The organism is Dendronalium phyllosphericum CENA369 (assembly GCF_016056275.1).
Lineage (GTDB): Bacteria > Cyanobacteriota > Cyanobacteriia > Cyanobacteriales > Nostocaceae > Dendronalium > Dendronalium phyllosphericum.
Genome location: NZ_JAECZA010000313.1, coordinates 1 through 17,704, shown reverse-complemented (window position 1 = coordinate 17,704; position 17,704 = coordinate 1). Strand labels below are relative to the sequence as shown.

Below are 17,704 nucleotides of genomic sequence, written 5' to 3'. Positions count from 1 at the left end.
GGAGCAGGGGAGAAATTATTTGTATCATTTATTTGGTGAAATGGTATTATAGTATACTTGCAGTTAGTGTATCCACTCATTGCTGAGGATACACGGTTTTGAGGGTTGATGTTTGCAATTCGCTACACCTGTGGCAGTTAGGCGCTAAACCCTCCATCAATCATTAGGTTTGCACCAGTGATGTAAGCTGCCTCAGACCCAGCTAGATAAGCGACCATCCCTGCAACCTCCTCAACAGTGCCGTAGCGGGGCAGTGCTAGCTGCTTTTTGAGCATCTCGGCAAACTCACCCTCTGGGGGATTCATATCCGTAGCGATCGGCCCAGGCTGGACGTTATTAATTGTAATTCCACGCGGGCCAAGGTCACGCGCCAGCCCTTGCACAAGCCCTTGCAAAGCAGATTTGCTCATGGCATAAACAGAGCCGCCGGCAAATGGGACACGTTCGGCATTGGTGCTGCCAATGTTGATGATGCGTCCGCCTTCTTGCATATGCTTGACTGCGGCTTGAGTTGCCACAAATACGGCACGCACATTAATGGCAAAGGTGCGATCGAAGTCCGCAAGCGTGAAATCCTCAATAGGAGTCAACTGCGCTACACCTGCGTTATTCACAAGGATATCAATGCCACCCAGTTTCTCTACTGTCTGTTCAACAGCAGCCACCACCTCACTAGCTTCAGCGCTGTTGGCTTGGATGTCCAAAGCCTGAACGCCGAGCGCCTGGACTGCTTCGGCGATTTCCTTGGCGCGATCGGGCGAATTGGTATAGGTGAAAGCGACATCAGCGCCTTCAGTTGCCAAACGCTTAACGATGGCGGCCCCGATACCGCGACTTCCTCCTGTGACGAGTGCGCGTTTATTTTTGAGTGTGTAGTTCATATTCGATACTGTCGATTAGAAATTGGATAATTTGCTGTGTGTCTAATGGGTAAAAGCTGCAAATTCTGCAACAACCTAATCTACTCGTCATGAAAGTCACAGTTGATCGGAATATATTTGTGCATTGCTGTTCCTTTTGTAGTTGACTGCTCTAAGAATGTTAACCTGTAAAATTTTACCCAATAGCACCCTCAGAGAAATTATCGGGTGCATCAAGCTCTTGTGGGAAGCGATCGAGTTTGTTACCTTCAAAAAAGCGATCGCCACCACTCGATATCGTCGAGATGCACTCATGCGCCTTAACACAGGCTGAGGCTGGGGAGAACGCTGTCTGGAAGCCAGATTTCAACAAGGGGGAGATGTTGTCTTCTGTGCTTTTACTCGAAAAACTGAGTTTGTTGCAATTGCTTACGTCTGGGGTGCAGTTACGGGGTTCGGATGAGGTGATGCGGGAATTTAAGGCGATCGCTGTTTCTGTTTTGCCTGACCCTGTGGGTGCGCGAAGGAGAATATTTTGCTGATTGAGGAGTTTAGCGATCGCTTCTCGTTGAAAGTTCCGTGGAGGGAAGGTAGTCTGGGTTTGGAAGTATTTATCAATCATCATTGATAGAATAAATTAAGATGAATTGTGATAATAGTCAGGTTTTGAAAATATACTTGATTTCTCAATAATTACCGACTAGTAATGATGGCTCACTGATGTTGCGAGGAATTATACTGTTAACCGATCGTCGCGCTGACCGGGTAGTTCTCCATAATATCATTTGGCAACAATTTGAGAATTTATTCATAGATTTAGGTGAAAACCGAGCAGCTAGGGTAGCTTACATAGGCAAGAGCGATCGCTGTTTGGGTTTGAGGAAGATTCGTAGTACTAATTTAAAGATGATTTCCTAGCATATCAATGCAATAGTCATTGCCGTCAAAATGCCCATATAATCTTTTAGCATCCCTATCTGACCAAGCATCGCATTCATGAGTTGGCTCTGGAGAAAATCTACCTCTAAACGGTCTACCTTTCAAGGATTTGAAATCAAGGGATTTGGGATTATATACTTGTGTATTAGAATCTTTAGATTCTAAATAAAGGGAAAGTTGATCTAACCTTTCATTAATAATGAGTAAGCGGTCTTCAGATAAATTATTAGTAACTTGCTCAAAGGATGCAGAATACTTCAGCTTTTTACTCAATGGAGGTAATAAGCTTTGATTATAGTATTGTTTATAGCATTTTTGCCATAAAAGTTTACCCCATTCTGATAATGCAACACGATCATCAATTTGTTCGAGTAATGTTTCAGGAATTTCTTTACATTCTTCTGCATTTAGCTCTTCTGATAGAACTGCCATACGACGAAAAACTTGTAAATGCTTACCTATAAATCTTTCTGGATCTAACTGTAAGGGTAATCGAGGAATTTTTAATAATTGAGAGCCTGATTCAAATATATAAATACTTTCATCAGCATAAAACATAGCCACCGCTTGAAGAAAGCCATTAACACTTTTGAAGCCGCCAGTCAAGTTAAAAACTACTGTCCAATAAGGTCTAGGATATTGCTTCTCAAGCTCCTCGTTACACCACTGAACTATTTCAGATAGAGCAATCCGAAATGATTCAATATCTTTAGTAGAGAGATAGTTTATATTTTTTGGAATTGCTTTCAACTTTTGTTGCTCTAGCCATTCTGCTACTATCTTAGCTGTGTTACTTCCCAAATAAGTATCTGTAGCCAGTAAAATGTGATGTTCTCCTTTTGGATTTCCGTCGTAATAAGTGATAATTCCGTTTAATTCAGCACTTAATTTTCGAGCTTCACTAACTTTTGCTTTTCGCATACGCTCTCTACGTTCAGCTATGTGTTTATCAATAACTTCTTTTTGTTCTGGATTAAGCTCTGTTTCTTTACAGTTTGTTGTTTTATTTAGCAGTTTTCTAAGAGAGTCATCTGTATCATTAGTTAGCAAGCTAGTTCCACAAGGTGATACAATTACAGTAGGCATATAATTCCTTTTGGTTGATTTTGCTTGATCTTGTTTGTCACATATAGTAACAAATTTGATGTTGCTGTATTAACAAATAAAGTTCAACAAGATAATTTCATTGGTAAAATTATGATTTACAGCTAATTTATTCACTGTTAAACTTAGTTATAGATTTTCCTCTGTATAAAGTTGTGGAAATCATTATATTTTTATACTTTTTCCCTTAATACATTAATTAACGTCTGTCCCATACCTAAACGTGTTTTCATACCCGTACCAGCAAACCGCGCGTACTGCACTAATAAGTTCGCCACATTCGCTAGTAAGGGATCAGCACGGTTGAAAACTTGTAAAGTTACATCACCAACAAAGCCATTCACAAAACCTTTATGTAATTGCCAAGTTCGTGTTTGAATTTTATGGTTTTTAATCATCACTGCATTGCTAAGATAAGCTATTAATTCATCACTCCCTAAGTAAACAGGTGCAAAATGATTCCAGCGTTCTAACCAACTACGGAACATTAAATTTGGTACAGGTAATGGTAAGTTTGTTCCACCCTGTGCGAAAGCTGTAGGTGTAATAAATTGCAAGTCAAACCGTCTAGAAGGTTCTGGCTCGTTTCCGACTAAAGTTGTGTATAGTTCTTCGTAACTGGTAATTTCGTCTTCCCGATTAATGACGTTAAACTTCGCACCAAATAATTCTAAAGATTCGGCAAAATTAAAATGAGCAATTGCTTTGGCTGCAACATCTTGTAATCCACAGACTGATAATTGATAAAATTCCTCTGGATAAAGAGTCAGAAAGTCTTTTGAGTTAGAGTAGTAACCAATAATTCCTGAATAAGAAATAGGTGGAATTTCCCCTCCTATTTCTAAGCCTAGCTGTTGATGTATTTGCTTAACCAATTCCAAGTTATAGGAACGAGGTAAAATTGTTGATTCGGATACGCTGAGTGTCCAAGTAGAGCGAATTAGCATTATTCTAAACTCTTAAATTTAACCCATCCAGGTACAAATTTAATTTCACCATTAGGATTCATTACAGTACGTCTAGATTTTGGTGCTTCAAATCCAGGTGCTTTTAAACCGCAAGTATCGCGGATTTTTTCACGCAGTTCATCTGCAAATAACAAATCTATAGTTGTTCCATTCATCCCACTACCCCAACCTAATCTGAGGCCATAGGGACATTTTTCTGATTCGTAAAATTCTCGAATGAAATTAAAATCTAAATTTTTGCCTGATGCTTTGGGATTATTTTTAATATCTTGCCAGTAATCATGCTCATAATCCCATTGCTCTTGTGTAAACTCTTGACATATTTGCACTAATTCATCAAGATTATTAAATGGTAGTTTCATTCCTTTTTGATGTTGGAACCAAGTTAGCATTTCCGTATCTAGGCTCAAGGTAAATTCTGTTTGGACATTACGCACCATCTCAGCATATATAGATGCTTTATATTTAGCCAAGTAATCAGAGAATCTAGTTGAAATAATTACTTCAGCTACTACAGAAAGATTGACAGGTATTTTTTGACCTCTTTTTGTGGTCATTATATCTTCTATTAATGGCTGAGAATCTGTGACTTTAATTACTCGTAAAAAATCGGCGTTTGGCCCTTTCGCAGAAAATCGCCTATTTTGATATGTGAGTTGAAATTCAGAAAACAAACTATTCATAAATAGCTCATCATCTAAGAATTTTTGCTGATATGGATTAAGTTGTCCTAATTTTTCCCTCAATGTTTCTTCAATTGCACTCACCCGTCTAGATGAAGGTACTTGATAACGGTCGGCGTGTCTGAGTAAATGATAGGCTATGGCTGTTCTAATTGCACCTTTAATTGAAGAACCGGGGATGAATAATTGTCCCATACCATTGCGAATCATGGGACGTAAGTCTGTAATTCTATCTCCTGTCAATTTTTGGCTGATGGTTTCTTTGGGAAAAATTGGATTGTCATTTGTATCTTTGGCGTTCCACCACTCATTACCAAAGGCTTGTTTTAAAAGACTGGTGATGTCTCGACGTTCTTCAATTGTTTGGATGTAGTCGTTAAAGAAGCTTCCACCTTTTGATAGTAAACCCTTGGCTAATGCTTCTTGATTAGGAAGATAAACTTTTTTATCTGTCTGCACATATTCAAAGGGATTTAATCGAGATACAGATGAACCTATATGCAGAATAGGACTGGTTAACTGTATTCTTTTCGATTGATAAAAGTCAGGTTTTTGGAGATGCGAAGGAAGCGAAGCCACCATATTTTAATTATTCCTTGGCTTTAATTGGCAGACTTAAACTAATACCACTACGGTAAATTTTATGTTTTTTGAGTTTTTCAAATTCATGAGGTGTCACATCTACTAACATTCCTTGTGGTGGTGAGAGGAAAACAGAACCTTCGGCAAACATTCGCACCATTTTGCGCCGTAGTTGACTTTCGGCTATCCAACCACCCCGTTCTTGTATTTCGTAACTGGCATTTTCTAAGCAATCTGCTGTTATTCGAGAATCCCAAAATAAGCTTAAAATGCTGTGATATTTCCTATCTTTAAAGTCAACTACCTGCTTCCAATTTTCAGGTAAATTTAACCAATTAACGTTAAATCTTCCCGCACCACTAGAACGTTCTCCGCCAATTCCTTCTTCTCCTAATAGTTCTAATGCAGCTTGTAATTTATCTGCTAGTTTTTCACCTTCTGGAGATAGTTCTAGGAGAAAGTATAAACCTGCTTTGTCTTTTTCCCAAGCAAATTGTACAAAGCCAGTATGAAAAAGGTTGGTTGCTCTAGTGACTCTATCTACTGCAATCTTAGGAACTTTATCAATTTTAAAAGCCTTTTTATAATCAAATGTACCGAATTTATTTAAGTTTCCATTTCCTTCACCTACTTTGCTATAGTTTTCTAACTCTTGAGTATCGGCTTTTTGATCGAATCCCGTTCCTTGATACCACCTCTGCCAAACTTCTAACGGTAAGCAGTTGAGTTTTTTGTATGCTTTGAAAAAAGCTAGATCGTCGTCAGGGTAGTTAGTAGGCAATTTCAGAGGACGAGGAAGATAATAGATTGTGCGATCGCCTACTTCCCTGTAGACAAATGTAGAACTGATACGGAATGGGGGTGCTAGTTGCGGTTTGTCTTTAGTGGGGAATTACTGTAACAACTCCTCAACCGCTTCTTTACCAAACAACCGTGCGTAAATACTCACCCAAGCACTAAACAAAGCATCAGAACGGACGCGATCGCTTGTTTCTTCCATCCCAATTCCTACTTCGCCAAAGTGCGCCGGACTTCGGCCAAAGTTGAGTTTTACTAATTTCCAAACACTCATGATTCATTTCCTGGCAATAATCTGTTGATGTAATCGCTTAAGTTGGTGAAGTTGTTTAAAAGTTCTTGAGTGTTAGCGATGGGTTCAAATGGCTGTATCCCAGATGCTCCAGGTGTATTTGTAATTTGGCGGTATTGTGCCAAGCTGCGATAGGAAAAATTGAAGTGTTGAAATTTAACTTTCCCGTAACCTCTTGAACCATGTCCGCCGAGTGCGTCATCTTCAAGAATGGCAAGAGCTATGGCAATATTTTGTAAGTCTTCTATGGCTTGGTTAGCATCTTCTACTGTGTAAACCAATTCAAATTTGAATTTTGACCCTGCTGGTACACGTTCTAATTGTCTGGGGTTGGCGGCTGCTGTTACTCTGTCGATACCGTTTTCAAATTTCCACTCAGTCATGTATAAACCAGTATCAACTTGCTTTAACTTTTCTGCTGATTCTGTTACTAAATGACTATCACGGATAATTAATCTAGCTGGTGCATTGCGTCCTCGATTAACTTGGACGCAATTTTGACCTTCAATTGTGCGTGTACGATTCTTGTCTGAAAATAATCCTTCTTCTGTTGCAGTTTCTATTGGCATCCAAAAACCGGAACCACCAGTAGAACCAAATAAGCGACTAACTTGACAGGTTCTAGCACCTTCATAAGCAACAAAATGACCATTTTCTACTTCGGTAAATCCATTTACTAAATCATCACTTTCATAACGCCAAGTACCACTTCCCCCAGTGCGATTTAGAGGCTTATTCAATAACCTTTCTAAAGTAGAACGTAGTTTTCCTTTAATAGATGATCCTGGTAAATAAGGATATTTAGTTAAAGGATCGCGAATTACAGGTTTATCCAATCCACCGATATCTAAATTTTCACCACCACCACCAATATGTAATCCAGTTTCGGCGGAAAGATGACTGGTGAGTGTTAATTTACCAAGCAGAGGTTTTTGTGCGTATGATACTGGCATGATTATTTTCCACCTTCAGCTTTATGATAAGCAATAATTGATTCAATCAGTTGAACTAGACGAGTAAAATCTTCTAAAGAATGTACTTTGTCAATTGCATTTGATATAACTTTACTAAAAGGCTTTAGAGGTTTTGAGGTTTCTTTTCTTCCAGCAGCATAAGCAAGCTTCGGTTGAAGCATAACTACATCAATTTCAATATTAGAGAAATCTTTTTTTTCATCCCCTGTCAAAGTAATGACAGCTAATTTAGCTTTGATTCGATTTATAGCATCAAGAAACTTACGAATTTGGTTAGTTTCTAGTCCTTGTCTTTTCAAGTATTTACCAAAGTTATCAGTATGTTTAACCAGATCCCGAATTGGATAATCTTTGAGATATTTATAGTTACTAAGAGCATTTTGAATATCTTGCTCACTAGTATCTAAACTGGATTGTTGACGAATATCATTATGAGTAATAGATGGTTTTTCTTGATTCGGTAAAGATTGTTGAAGATTATTTTTTCGAGATGGTTGAGGTGATTGCATCATAATATTTATTCTCTTGTAAGTAATTCAATCCAAGTTGCGATCGCCCGAAAATAAGGCGCATTATATGGACTTTTCAAAGAAGTCCTAAAATCAACGTCATCTAATACATTTTTTGGTAATCTTGCTAAAGTATAAGCAATCTTTGGTAGATGCAAATAATAGCGAGTATCTACAACCTCCTTTTCTTTTTGATTATCTTTAAACTTTTTCAGTGCCTCTTCCTGTATCTGTGCAGTTATAAGTAAATTTTGTACAAAACTATGAGCATAATCCGATCCTATATTTTGTTGTTCTAATCTTTTTACAAATGGAAATATACCTAATAAATTTGGTTTAACTTCTTGATATTTATATCTCTCATTTATCTCATCAAACTTCGTATTATCAGGATGTCCTAGCCATTCATTCCATTTAAAAACTTGACTAAATAATCCTAAACTATCTCTACCATTTCCTTTTGCTGCATCTTCAGCTTCTCCCGATGAATCAGCAGCTTGGTACAGTGGAAATTTTATATCTTCAATACTAATACCACCTGATAATGTAATATCACGATTATAACCTGTATAAGCACGGAATGATTGGTAGATATCAAAAGATAATTCTACAATTTCATTCCATGCACCACTTATAAATAAATCATCACCACCAGCATATATAAATAGTAAGTTTAGTCTTCGATCCTTGGGCTTAAGCTGTTTAATATTATCTGGAATATTTGATTCTCTCTGTGCTGCCAAAGTATTGAGATAGACTTTAAAGAAGTAGCTCATTTGGCGTGACAATCCAGCAATTCTTGGTAACGTGCGATTGTTTTTGTCTAATCCTTCTGCAAAAATTCTTCCTAGTCTGTCAACATCCATACGTAAATAACCAACTCTAGGAATTGCACCTAATTTTTTAGCTGCTTGTGCCATTTCTTCAGCACGAATGAATCTCCCTGGTTCTACATCGCTTTCTTTACCATAGTTACCTAATAATAAAAGTAAGGTTTGCTCTGATTGGTAATGGCTTAATTCCCAATCATTAACTAAAAATATCGCTTCATTAGGTTTAGATGATTTTATTGCGAGTTGCCAATCTGTAAAGAAATAATAATAGTAACCAGGAATATAAACTCTACCTACATGATGCTTAATATTTGGTCTTTTAGAACGTAATACAACATTGACATCAAATAAATTATCACCTAGTTCAAACATAGTACGGCAAACCCAGCAAGCTGGAGAAGAATCTAGATTAAGGCGACTTAATGGTTTTAAGCTAGATAAATCATCTCGATGGCAAACTCGGCAAGGTTCATGGCTTGAACTTTCTTTAATAAATAAATTGATATTTTTGCTAAACTTACGTGCTTTTTGATTAGCCAAATTTTTCGTAAGTTTAGTCCAATAATCTGCTATTTTTTTATTTTCTAAATCTTTGGTTGGGATAGATATACAATCGATCGCTAAAAATAGTTTACCTTGAAAATTATTTAACAACCATTTATTAAATTTATGAGATACTCTAACAATACAATCTTTTACTAATTCTAAATTGCCGGAGCTAATTAAGTAAAAATTACCTCCACCTGCATAAATTATATTAGTAATTGGAAGTTTTATCTCTTCGAGTAATTGCTGTACAACTTCCTGTATAACCAGCTCTAAATAAAAACTTCTTGCCCTGAGTGATTTAAGTGCCCCGTCAGAAGAAATAGTATAGATAAATTTTTGAATTCCTGAAATGTCACCAGCAATTAAACTAATATTCTCACCATGAGATTGACCAATTAAAGCGGCTGCAACTGCGGCTGTAGACCTTGCCATGTCTACTAAGGAAACATCAGCTTCACTAAGACTAAGACATGAACCAAATTTTTCTAAAAGTGCTAATAAATATGATAAACTATTCCAATTATTTTGAATATCTTTTGAAATTTCATCCTGAATTTGATTTTTAAAGGATTTAATTTGTTGGTTACTAGGTTCATCAGCTAATGGGTAAGGAATTTTTGGGTATTCCCTATTTTCATTTTTGATTGCTTCCAATGGATGATAATGACGCTTTTCTCTATCTTGTCCTTTTCCATCTGGTAATTTCACGCTATCAAATAGCAAGCGTAATATTCCCACCTCTGTATCTTGTCTCCAACCTAAAATTTCCTTAGCTCTGGTGACTTGTGGATATTCATTATTTAGTTGAGGATGATCAAAATCAGCCCATTTAGCTAAGGCTGCGATCGCCTGTTGAATTACCTGCAATGCAACGTCTTGAGAATTTGTTACCATAAGAAGTTCATCTCCTGAAACTTGAAAATCAACCAATACTCAACCCCACCAACAACCGCGCCAAAGCCTGCACGATTGGACGCTGCGATACATCCTCACCTCGTTGTAATCTATGAACGCTACCGCGCAAGATAGGTGATTCCGACTCAACCACATCATTGTTCCCAAAAAAATCGCTAAAAACGATCGCAATAACCTGCAATTCCAACTCATCACAAAACGCTTTCCAAGGCTCAATCTCCGCCTCATCTTTGACTAAAATTACCACATGGGTAGCTTCCGCCATAATCAAGCGATTCTCGTCGGATATTCTTCCGCCAATATCAAAGACGAATATCGGAGTACTTATCCCTCTAACTTCCTGCGCCTTCAGTTTGGCGAAGTCTTCAGTAAACCCTGCTTTGTATTGTGCTTTTAATTCGGCGGCTAAATCAGGATCGCGTCTAGCTGTTTCGCTGTACCAGGAACCATCGCCATCGGGACAGCCGGAAATAAAGTATGATTCTGGCGCGTTGGAAATCTGCAATAGTGCTTGTTTTAATCCATCTCGAAAGCAAGTCTTTCCAGTGTTAGCAAAACCGCAGAGTACGAGTTTAATATTTGATGGTGATTGCGATCGCATCACATCTAAAGTATCTCCTACTCGATAGTCTGGATGTCTGCTAATGGTCACTACATATCTATCAAGCCCTTTATCTCCAATCTTCGGATCGAAGATGGCGATCGCATCATATACTTTCCCTAACTTATCTCCTAAGACCTGACTAACTAATACAGATATCCGCCCGTTGATTTTAATCAGGGAACCTCCGGGTATCTCTCCCGTAGCAATCATTTCATCTAATTTTGTTGCTACATCGCAGACAATGCGATCGCCTGTAGCTTGCGTATTGCCAAATCCTACTTTAAGAATTTCACCCTGTAACTCTATATGATAAGTAGTCATGATTATTGCAGGTTTACGATCGAACCAATCTACTCCTCCGGCTGCTTCGCCTATCAAATATCAATCAATTAAGTCTCCTAATTTATAACTAGGATTGTGTGTGATAGAAATCACATATTTACCTAACTTAGGATCGTAAAAAGCAACTGCCCCGTATATGTGAGCCAGCTTGTGTGCTAAAACAAATGCTACAGGTATAGAAATCGGCCCGTTAATCTTGAGCAACGGGCCTCCGGCTAATTCACCTGATGCTGCCATTTCCTCTAACCGGGCGGCGGCATCACGTACAATTTGGTCATTTTGGGCAGGTTCGCCAAAACTAACTCGTAATAGGTTATCTTTAATCTCAATTTTGTAAGTAGACATCACCATTGCTTTGATTTGCTTGGTACATCATACACGCCCTTGGAAAAGATGTCTTCCAACAAGCTGTATCTTAAAGAAAGTTATATCTAGAGAAACGCTATAGTGTCTGAACTCGTATTTCAAGAGGTTCCCCACGTTGAATTACTGCAATGGTTAGCACGCGGTTCGCTGAAGCAAAAACTGTTGCGGACGATTCGGTTGTGGGTGTGGTTGCGATCGCTTTATGGCGATCGTCAAGAACGTTTAGCTTTAGACGATTCATTTACTTATGCCGAATGGCGGGACGCATTTTTCAGTTCCACTCACACTAAAGGCGAAGAAGTTCCCAACTTGCACGATCCTGATTGTCCTTGTGCTAAAACAACTCAAGAGTGGTTGTTTAACGAAAAAACAGGTGTTGTTGCTCACCAATGGCAAGAATCGTTGATGGTTTACACTGGGATAACAGATTCTAGAAAAGTATTAAAGCGAAGATTGTTTGGGATAACTCGTCGTTCCTTGCAAGGTGATTTAGAAACCTTAGCAGACTTGGGTTGGTTGGTTTATAAAAACGAAAAATATTATCGGGTTAACGAGTTTCCACAACGTCCACTTACGCCAAAAGATGAAACTGAATCTAACAAACTGAGTATTTATGAATTAAATTTTCTTCACGATGATTTGGTGGGGTTTGCTCAAAATCACTTTCAAAAAATTAACGGGGTACAACGCTTTTTTCTGAAAGTAGACTATGTTGTACCTCGTAGTACTTTGGATGCTGTTGATGATTGGCAGTATCAGTTAAGAGAACTTTGGGCAAAAACTCCAGTCCCACCAATTAGACTAACTTACGCAAGTGCCAAAGTTGCAAATCAGCTTGATTGTATTGTTTATCCAGTCTGTATTTACTATGTACAGAGGGCAGTTTATTTATGTGCTTACGGTGAAAACCCCGATAAACAAACCGAATGGTATAACTTCCGCCTTGACCATATTCAAAAGATGATTGCTTTGAGTTGGGATAACTCCCAGTTGCCTTTAAATTTATGCCAACGCTATCAAAGGCATACTTTACCCAGCCCGGATTATATTGCTTTAGAAATGTCTAAAGCTTGGGGATTCGATTTCTACTTGCCTTCACAACTAACGTTGTTGCGATTTGATAGAGACTTTGGCGATCGCTATGTTAAAGGTACTGAGCGGCATGAAACTTTTGAAGAAATATCTTACCAGCAAGCACAAAAACTAATCAAGCAGAAAATCAAACAACCAGAACAACAGACTTTGCTCAAAATTTTGGCCAATCGCTCACCAGAAGATGCTTATTATCAAGTATTTATTCGCTATCAAGACGAGAAATATAGAGATAACAACGTCATCATGCGCCTACGTGCATGGCGGCCTAAATGCGAAGTTCTCTTTCCTTACGAACTAAGACAAAGTATTGCCGCTGATGTAGCCAAAGAATTTCAGCTTTATCACCAAGATTGAACTTTCTGATGAATACATTACAGTTAACAGCAAAATTTGAAGAAGCATTAGTCTATGCAACTCATCTTCATGCCAACCAAACACGTAAGATTAGCGGCGTTCCTTACATAGCTCACTTGCTGAGTGTGGCGGCACTCGTACTGGAAGCTGGCGGAACCGAAGAAGAAGCGATCGCTGGTCTATTGCACGATGCAGTAGAAGACCAAGGCGGCAAATCTACCCGTGAGGAAATACGCCAGCGTTTTGGTGAGATAGTCGTTGCAATAGTAGATGGCTGCACCGAATCCGACACATACCCAAAACCACCTTGGCTAGAACGCAAGAAAAAGTATTTAGAAAATCTGCGTCATGCTTCAGCCTCAGTTCGGCGGGTGTCTTTGGCAGATAAGCTGCACAATGCTAGGTCATTGCTAGCCGACCTCCGACAACATGGCAGTAGTATTTGGCAACAGTTTAAAACTGGTAGGGAAGGAACTTTATGGTTTTACCAACAGTTGCAGCAGGTCTATAGTGCAACTGGTTGTGACTTTCTGACTCAAGAGTTCTCACGAGTGATTCAAGAACTTTGCAACGAAAGCTAAGAATTTGGTTCGATTTTAATCCCCTAACGGGGGCTTATAGTACTGGCGATCGCATTGAAACTTTCAATTATCAATCCCCTTGCGGGGTAATTGGGTTTGGAAACCAAGAACGGGAGATGTCCGCTTCATCCAATGGCATTACAAGAACGGAATGCTAGACATACCTGGATTGGGCAAAGCAGGTGATTGGAATCGATCGCATCCTTTTCGCGATGGACTATCCGTATGTGTTCGAGCGTGACAGAGAATTTATCGCTGAACAGCGAAGAACGCTCAAAGGTCGCCCACGGCAACTGGGAGCGCCTCATGGCTGCGCGAAAGCATTGAATACTACAGTAAATTCCGTAATTAAACTGTCTCGCCCTCCATTGTATACACAATACGCTGCTTCCTGGCCCAACTGAACCACGTACTGGTATCGAAAGTGAGGTTATTCTTCCCCTGCGCCCCACTCTTGCACGAATTGATAAACAGCCCAGCGGGATTTTCACACCATCCATCCTGCAATGCCTCTTCAACACGAGCAATCGCTCCTTCAAGAAGTGAGATACTGCCCAAGAGATGATTGTTGGCGGCGCAGAGCAGTCATGGCTTGTTGCTGGATTTGACGAACTCTTTCTCTACTAACATTGAGCTTTTCTCCAATCTGAGCCAAGCTTCGTTCTTGATTATCCAACAGCCCAAAGCGTAAGATTAATACTTCACGCTGCACGGGTTTAAGTGACGCTAACAAATCATTTAAATCTTGCCGTAACATTTCTTGAGTGATGAGTTCATTGGGTGAGATACCTTCATCCGCTAGAAGTTCGCTCAATTCTGTATCTTGATTGTCACCTACCCTCAAATCTAGAGAAATTGTTCCACTAGCAACTTTGAGGTATTCTCGAATTTGGCTAGGTTCCAACTCCAATTTTTGAGCAATTTCCGTAACAGTAGCACGACGACCAAGCGTTTGAAACAATTCTCGCTCTTGCTTTTTGATTTGAGCAAGTTTCTCGTTAACGTGAATCGGTAAGCGAACTGTGCGGGATTTCTCGGCGATCGCTCTAGTAATTGCTTGGCTAATCCACCAGTACGCGTAAGTTGATAACTTATAGCCTCGGTTCGGGTCAAACTTTTCTATTCCCCTTTGCAAACCTATTGCTCCTTCTTGAACCAAATCTAAGAATTCTAAATTACGTTTTTGATACTTTTTAGCTATTGAAACCACCAAACGCAGGTTTGCTGTCACCATTTTTTGCTTAGCTCGTCTCCCCTGCTTCAGTATTTGAGTGACTTGGGCTTCACTTAGGTTGACAAAATTAGCTAATTCTGATGCTGTTGGTTGGTGATGCAATTGTTGAGCGAGCTGCTGCTGTTGCTGCTCAAGGGCAATCATTTGCTGTACAAGCTTGCCATAAGTTATTTCTTGGTCGGATGTTAATAAAGGAAACTGACCAATTTCTTGCAAATAAATGCGTACCATGTCAGAACTCAGGCTAGACATACAACTATAGAACTTCTTTAAAATTAGACTAATCTAAAATTATAACCCAAATAGCCTCATCAAAAATATCAATCAGGGGACACAATCTTGTATGGCGATCGCACTTTTTTTTATCGCATCTGGTCGCTCATTCGCGATTGCCAGCATCTTCAACAGAACTCTTGCCTTGAAATGCATGTAGAAGGCATTTTAAAAAAAATTCAGAACACGCTCACACAACAAAAGAACGCTAATTTAAAAAAACTGTTGGTGGTTAGGACTGGGAGTAGAAGCGCGATCGCTCGAATGGCACTAAGATAACGGCAAACCCCTTATATATAAGGCTTTTGGGTGCGGGGTGTAGGGAAAAATCAAGAAAAGTAAATATGAGTACGGACACAAATAAATCTCTAACTCACTACACCCACTCAGCCTACACCCGCTCATCCTTATGAATAGCGGATTTGCCGATAACAAGCGTGCCATTCCCTCTTTAGGTAAGGAAATACCAGACAGAGCGATCGCAAACGTCAATTGAGGGACATCATTACTACTCTTTGCGACGAAGCAGTATCGATTGTAAGTGAATTAGAGTATTAACCACCGAAAAAGTAGTTAATACTATCCAAATACTTAAGTGACATCATAAAGAGTACATAGTTAGTAACTATTAAGATAGCTATTACTAAGTGTGGGGTTTTAACCGATATAACTTTCATAAAATAAATAATTTGTAGATAAAGAAGTGGGTAAATGTTTCACCCACCTCTGGCACACGATTACACTACAATTTGTACTCTGAGCGTTTAGCTCCTGCTTCAGTTTAAACACTGAAAGATTTTCTAATAGCTGTGAAAAATCCGGTATTTTACTGCATTACTTGGGTAGTATATGAATTATCTAAAGTAGTTATTTACGAAAAAAGTTTGGATCTAAATCAATAGGTAACAGTAAAACTTCTTTATCTGCCGAGATTTGATTCTGCACTATAGCAAAGTGCTGAGTCACTGAAGTTTGCCTGGAGGGAAACCCTCCGACGCTTGAGGACTCGCTGAGTGAAAACCCAATTGCTTGGTGGCTTTGAGCTATCAACACTGCCCTAAAGGGTGTGACTACAGCTATATATTTCAATTGCTTTTGTGGCTAACTGTATTTGAATCCTGGGAATGTTGAGGTTCTAGACCTTTAAAAGTGGTATGCGCTATTCAAAAATGAGCCAGTTGCGATCGCTAAAATTGAACACACCTTTTGAATCCCAAATGGATTAAATAGTATACATGTACTAATTGATGGTTTTTAACATGAGAACTGCTGTAATGCTTGAGATATACTTCACCCTAACTGTGAGGCTTAAATTTTTAATACCAAGTCATCCTCTAGGCGTTTAATAAAATACTCTTTTAGTAGATGGTTATAGGTATTAGTTAGTTGTAAATTACAATTATGTAAAGATTATTAAATTGTTTTCTAACTAGGAGTTATCTATGTTATCTGCTGTGGTTCTTTTTGTTGGCTACGCTGCAATATCTACATTGTTTATTTCTAATGTTGAATAGTTGAGTAAAAACTTTTTCAGCAATAGAAAAACTTATACTCCAGTTAAGCTTATCTTTCCATAAAGTAAGTTTTCTGGAGTATTTTGTAACTCAATTGCTAGTACCCTGGTTTGAGAGCGATCGCCACTTACCCCTCTTCTGTCACTTTCCGGAATAAGCAAGTAGTTCAGGAGCTAAATCATCCAGAAGCATAATAGGGTTTAAATTGATTCATTGCGGCAATTAAATGATTGAATCCCAGTAACAAATGTGAATTAGGGAAAATACTTAACCAAGGATAAATTAACCAAAATAGTAAAAGTGGTTGGATAATGAGACGCAGATTATTTAAAGCATTCTTCCATCCAGATTCATGGTTCCATTGCGGATGGTTAGAAAAATCAACATCACTCAGATCTTGTGCCTCAGTCTCAAGTTGACGAGATTGATTTAAGCCTAATAAGACGGAAGAATTTAAACTAATCATCGTGTAAACACAAAAAATAATCTCCCACCACCTCTCAATATGTTGAAAATTGGTGAAACGGTAATCTGTCCAGCCTAGCTCTTGTTTACACTGTCGAAATCCATATTCTACCCAGGTTCTTAATCCATATAAGTCACCTAAAATTTTCTTGAGATTACCTTGCAGATTCGTCATCACGAAGGAGGTAGAATTTTCCGGCATGGTTTCTGGGTCAGTAGTTATTTCCCAGTAAGTTATGGCTCTTTTTTTACCATAAATTATTTCTCGTATATATCTTGTTTCTGATTTTTGATTGCTAAATGTTCTTTCAAACTTACACCACTTATTTGCCCTAACGCTTTGCCCTGAAGGTAGCCAGACTCCATGATTACTTCTAATTGCTACGACGTAAGCTAATTCATGTTCATTCAATTTTTTAATGAATTCGCTACTTTCACCCTTCGGGTTCGCAGTCGCTTCAAGTCGGCAAAGCCGCCCAACGCGCTGCTCACCATATAAACTATCTGCTAGTACTAGTTCAATATTAAAGCCTTTATTTATTAATTCTGTAATAATTTCTGATGCTAACTCTATTTTAGTTTTATATTTATCTCCTTCTTTGAGTGTCCCTTTCGGTTTAAATACCTTAAAACTTAATGGAAATGTTATGTTGTTATAAACTCCATAAGCATTGACTGACACTATTCCATTATCTATTTTTCCTACGCTCCCTAGATATTGTCTTGCTACATAATCTGTCTTTTTACCTTTTTTCCTGTCTCCCGTTTCATCTATTACTACGGTTATGGAATGACCATTTAATGCTTTCTTTAGTTTTTTTAATCTTCGGCTCTTTAATTTCTCTACTGACCAATCTGAATAGGCCTGTC

General features: G+C 38.6%; 16 protein-coding genes and 1 pseudogene. 4 read left to right on the top strand and 13 right to left on the bottom strand.

Translation table 11 applies throughout. The features are described from left to right. Positions 1-137: 137 nt before the first annotated feature. The gene (locus I8752_RS35125; RefSeq protein WP_214436759.1) at positions 138-881 is read right to left on the bottom strand and encodes a 3-oxoacyl-ACP reductase family protein; all 744 of its coding nucleotides are present in this window, start codon (positions 879-881) and stop codon (positions 138-140) included. A gap of 175 nt (positions 882-1,056) precedes the next feature. Next, positions 1,057-1,485, bottom strand: a complete 429-nt coding sequence (locus I8752_RS35120; protein WP_225896111.1) for a DEAD/DEAH box helicase — start codon at positions 1,483-1,485, stop codon at positions 1,057-1,059. A gap of 95 nt (positions 1,486-1,580) precedes the next feature. On the opposite strand from I8752_RS35120, the gene I8752_RS35115 reads away from it, so the two are divergent. Beyond that, positions 1,581-1,778 (top strand): hypothetical protein, encoded by a 198-nt coding sequence (locus I8752_RS35115; protein WP_225896110.1) that lies wholly within the window; start codon positions 1,581-1,583, stop codon positions 1,776-1,778. Here I8752_RS35115 and I8752_RS35110 read toward each other — a convergent pair. The 9 genes and pseudogenes from I8752_RS35110 to I8752_RS35070 form a co-directional block, all read right to left on the bottom strand. Next, complete coding sequence (locus I8752_RS35110; protein WP_214436758.1) at positions 1,761-2,885, bottom strand: putative CRISPR-associated protein; 1,125 nt, start codon at positions 2,883-2,885, stop codon at positions 1,761-1,763. The two genes, I8752_RS35115 and I8752_RS35110, sit on opposite strands and share 18 nt — an antisense overlap. Before the next feature lie 191 nt (positions 2,886-3,076). Then, a complete protein-coding gene (gene cas6, locus I8752_RS35105) occupies positions 3,077-3,850 on the bottom strand; it encodes a CRISPR system precrRNA processing endoribonuclease RAMP protein Cas6 (RefSeq protein WP_214436757.1) in 774 nt (257 codons plus the stop codon). Continuing rightward, positions 3,850-5,136: a type III-A CRISPR-associated RAMP protein Csm5 gene (gene csm5 / locus I8752_RS35100; protein ID WP_214436756.1), complete on the bottom strand. Its 1,287-nt coding sequence runs from the start codon at positions 5,134-5,136 to the stop codon at positions 3,850-3,852. The genes cas6 and csm5 overlap by 1 nt, the downstream gene beginning before the upstream one ends. 7 nt (positions 5,137-5,143) lie before the next feature. Next, a pseudogene (gene csm4, locus I8752_RS35095) lies at positions 5,144-6,208 on the bottom strand (type III-A CRISPR-associated RAMP protein Csm4). After that, positions 6,205-7,179, bottom strand: coding sequence for a type III-A CRISPR-associated RAMP protein Csm3 (gene csm3 / locus I8752_RS35090; RefSeq protein ID WP_214436755.1), 975 nt, complete (start codon positions 7,177-7,179; stop codon positions 6,205-6,207). The pseudogene csm4 and the gene csm3 overlap by 4 nt, the downstream one beginning before the upstream one ends. 2 nt (positions 7,180-7,181) lie before the next feature. Next, the gene (gene csm2 / locus I8752_RS35085; protein ID WP_225896109.1) at positions 7,182-7,712 is read right to left on the bottom strand and encodes a type III-A CRISPR-associated protein Csm2; all 531 of its coding nucleotides are present in this window, start codon (positions 7,710-7,712) and stop codon (positions 7,182-7,184) included. A gap of 5 nt (positions 7,713-7,717) precedes the next feature. Continuing rightward, on the bottom strand, positions 7,718-10,021 hold the full coding sequence (gene cas10 / locus I8752_RS35080) for a type III-A CRISPR-associated protein Cas10/Csm1 (protein WP_318780938.1): 2,304 nt from the start codon (positions 10,019-10,021) through the stop codon (positions 7,718-7,720). Next, a complete protein-coding gene (locus tag I8752_RS35075) occupies positions 10,014-10,931 on the bottom strand; it encodes a CRISPR-associated protein Csx3 (RefSeq protein ID WP_214436753.1) in 918 nt (305 codons plus the stop codon). Before I8752_RS35075 ends, cas10 begins: the two co-directional genes overlap by 8 nt. Before the next feature lie 60 nt (positions 10,932-10,991). Further along, a complete protein-coding gene (locus I8752_RS35070; protein ID WP_214436752.1) occupies positions 10,992-11,297 on the bottom strand; it encodes a CRISPR-associated protein Csx3 in 306 nt (101 codons plus the stop codon). Positions 11,298-11,399: 102 nt separating this feature from the next. Between I8752_RS35070 and I8752_RS35065 the strand changes: the two genes are divergently transcribed. From I8752_RS35065 to I8752_RS35055, 3 genes are read left to right on the top strand one after another with little or no spacing between them, the layout of a single operon-like run. Continuing rightward, positions 11,400-12,767: a TIGR03985 family CRISPR-associated protein gene (locus I8752_RS35065; protein ID WP_214436751.1), complete on the top strand. Its 1,368-nt coding sequence runs from the start codon at positions 11,400-11,402 to the stop codon at positions 12,765-12,767. A gap of 8 nt (positions 12,768-12,775) precedes the next feature. Further along, the gene (locus I8752_RS35060; protein ID WP_214436750.1) at positions 12,776-13,348 is read left to right on the top strand and encodes an HD domain-containing protein; all 573 of its coding nucleotides are present in this window, start codon (positions 12,776-12,778) and stop codon (positions 13,346-13,348) included. Then, the gene (locus tag I8752_RS35055; protein WP_214436749.1) at positions 13,333-13,506 is read left to right on the top strand and encodes a hypothetical protein; all 174 of its coding nucleotides are present in this window, start codon (positions 13,333-13,335) and stop codon (positions 13,504-13,506) included. Before I8752_RS35060 ends, I8752_RS35055 begins: the two co-directional genes overlap by 16 nt. A gap of 377 nt (positions 13,507-13,883) precedes the next feature. Here I8752_RS35055 and I8752_RS35050 read toward each other — a convergent pair whose 3' ends face one another. Continuing rightward, positions 13,884-14,834 (bottom strand): RpoD/SigA family RNA polymerase sigma factor, encoded by a 951-nt coding sequence (locus I8752_RS35050; protein WP_214436748.1) that lies wholly within the window; start codon positions 14,832-14,834, stop codon positions 13,884-13,886. Positions 14,835-16,547: 1,713 nt separating this feature from the next. Beyond that, on the bottom strand, positions 16,548-17,704 hold a 1,157-nt coding region (locus tag I8752_RS35045), incomplete at its 5' end, for an IS701 family transposase (RefSeq protein WP_214436747.1).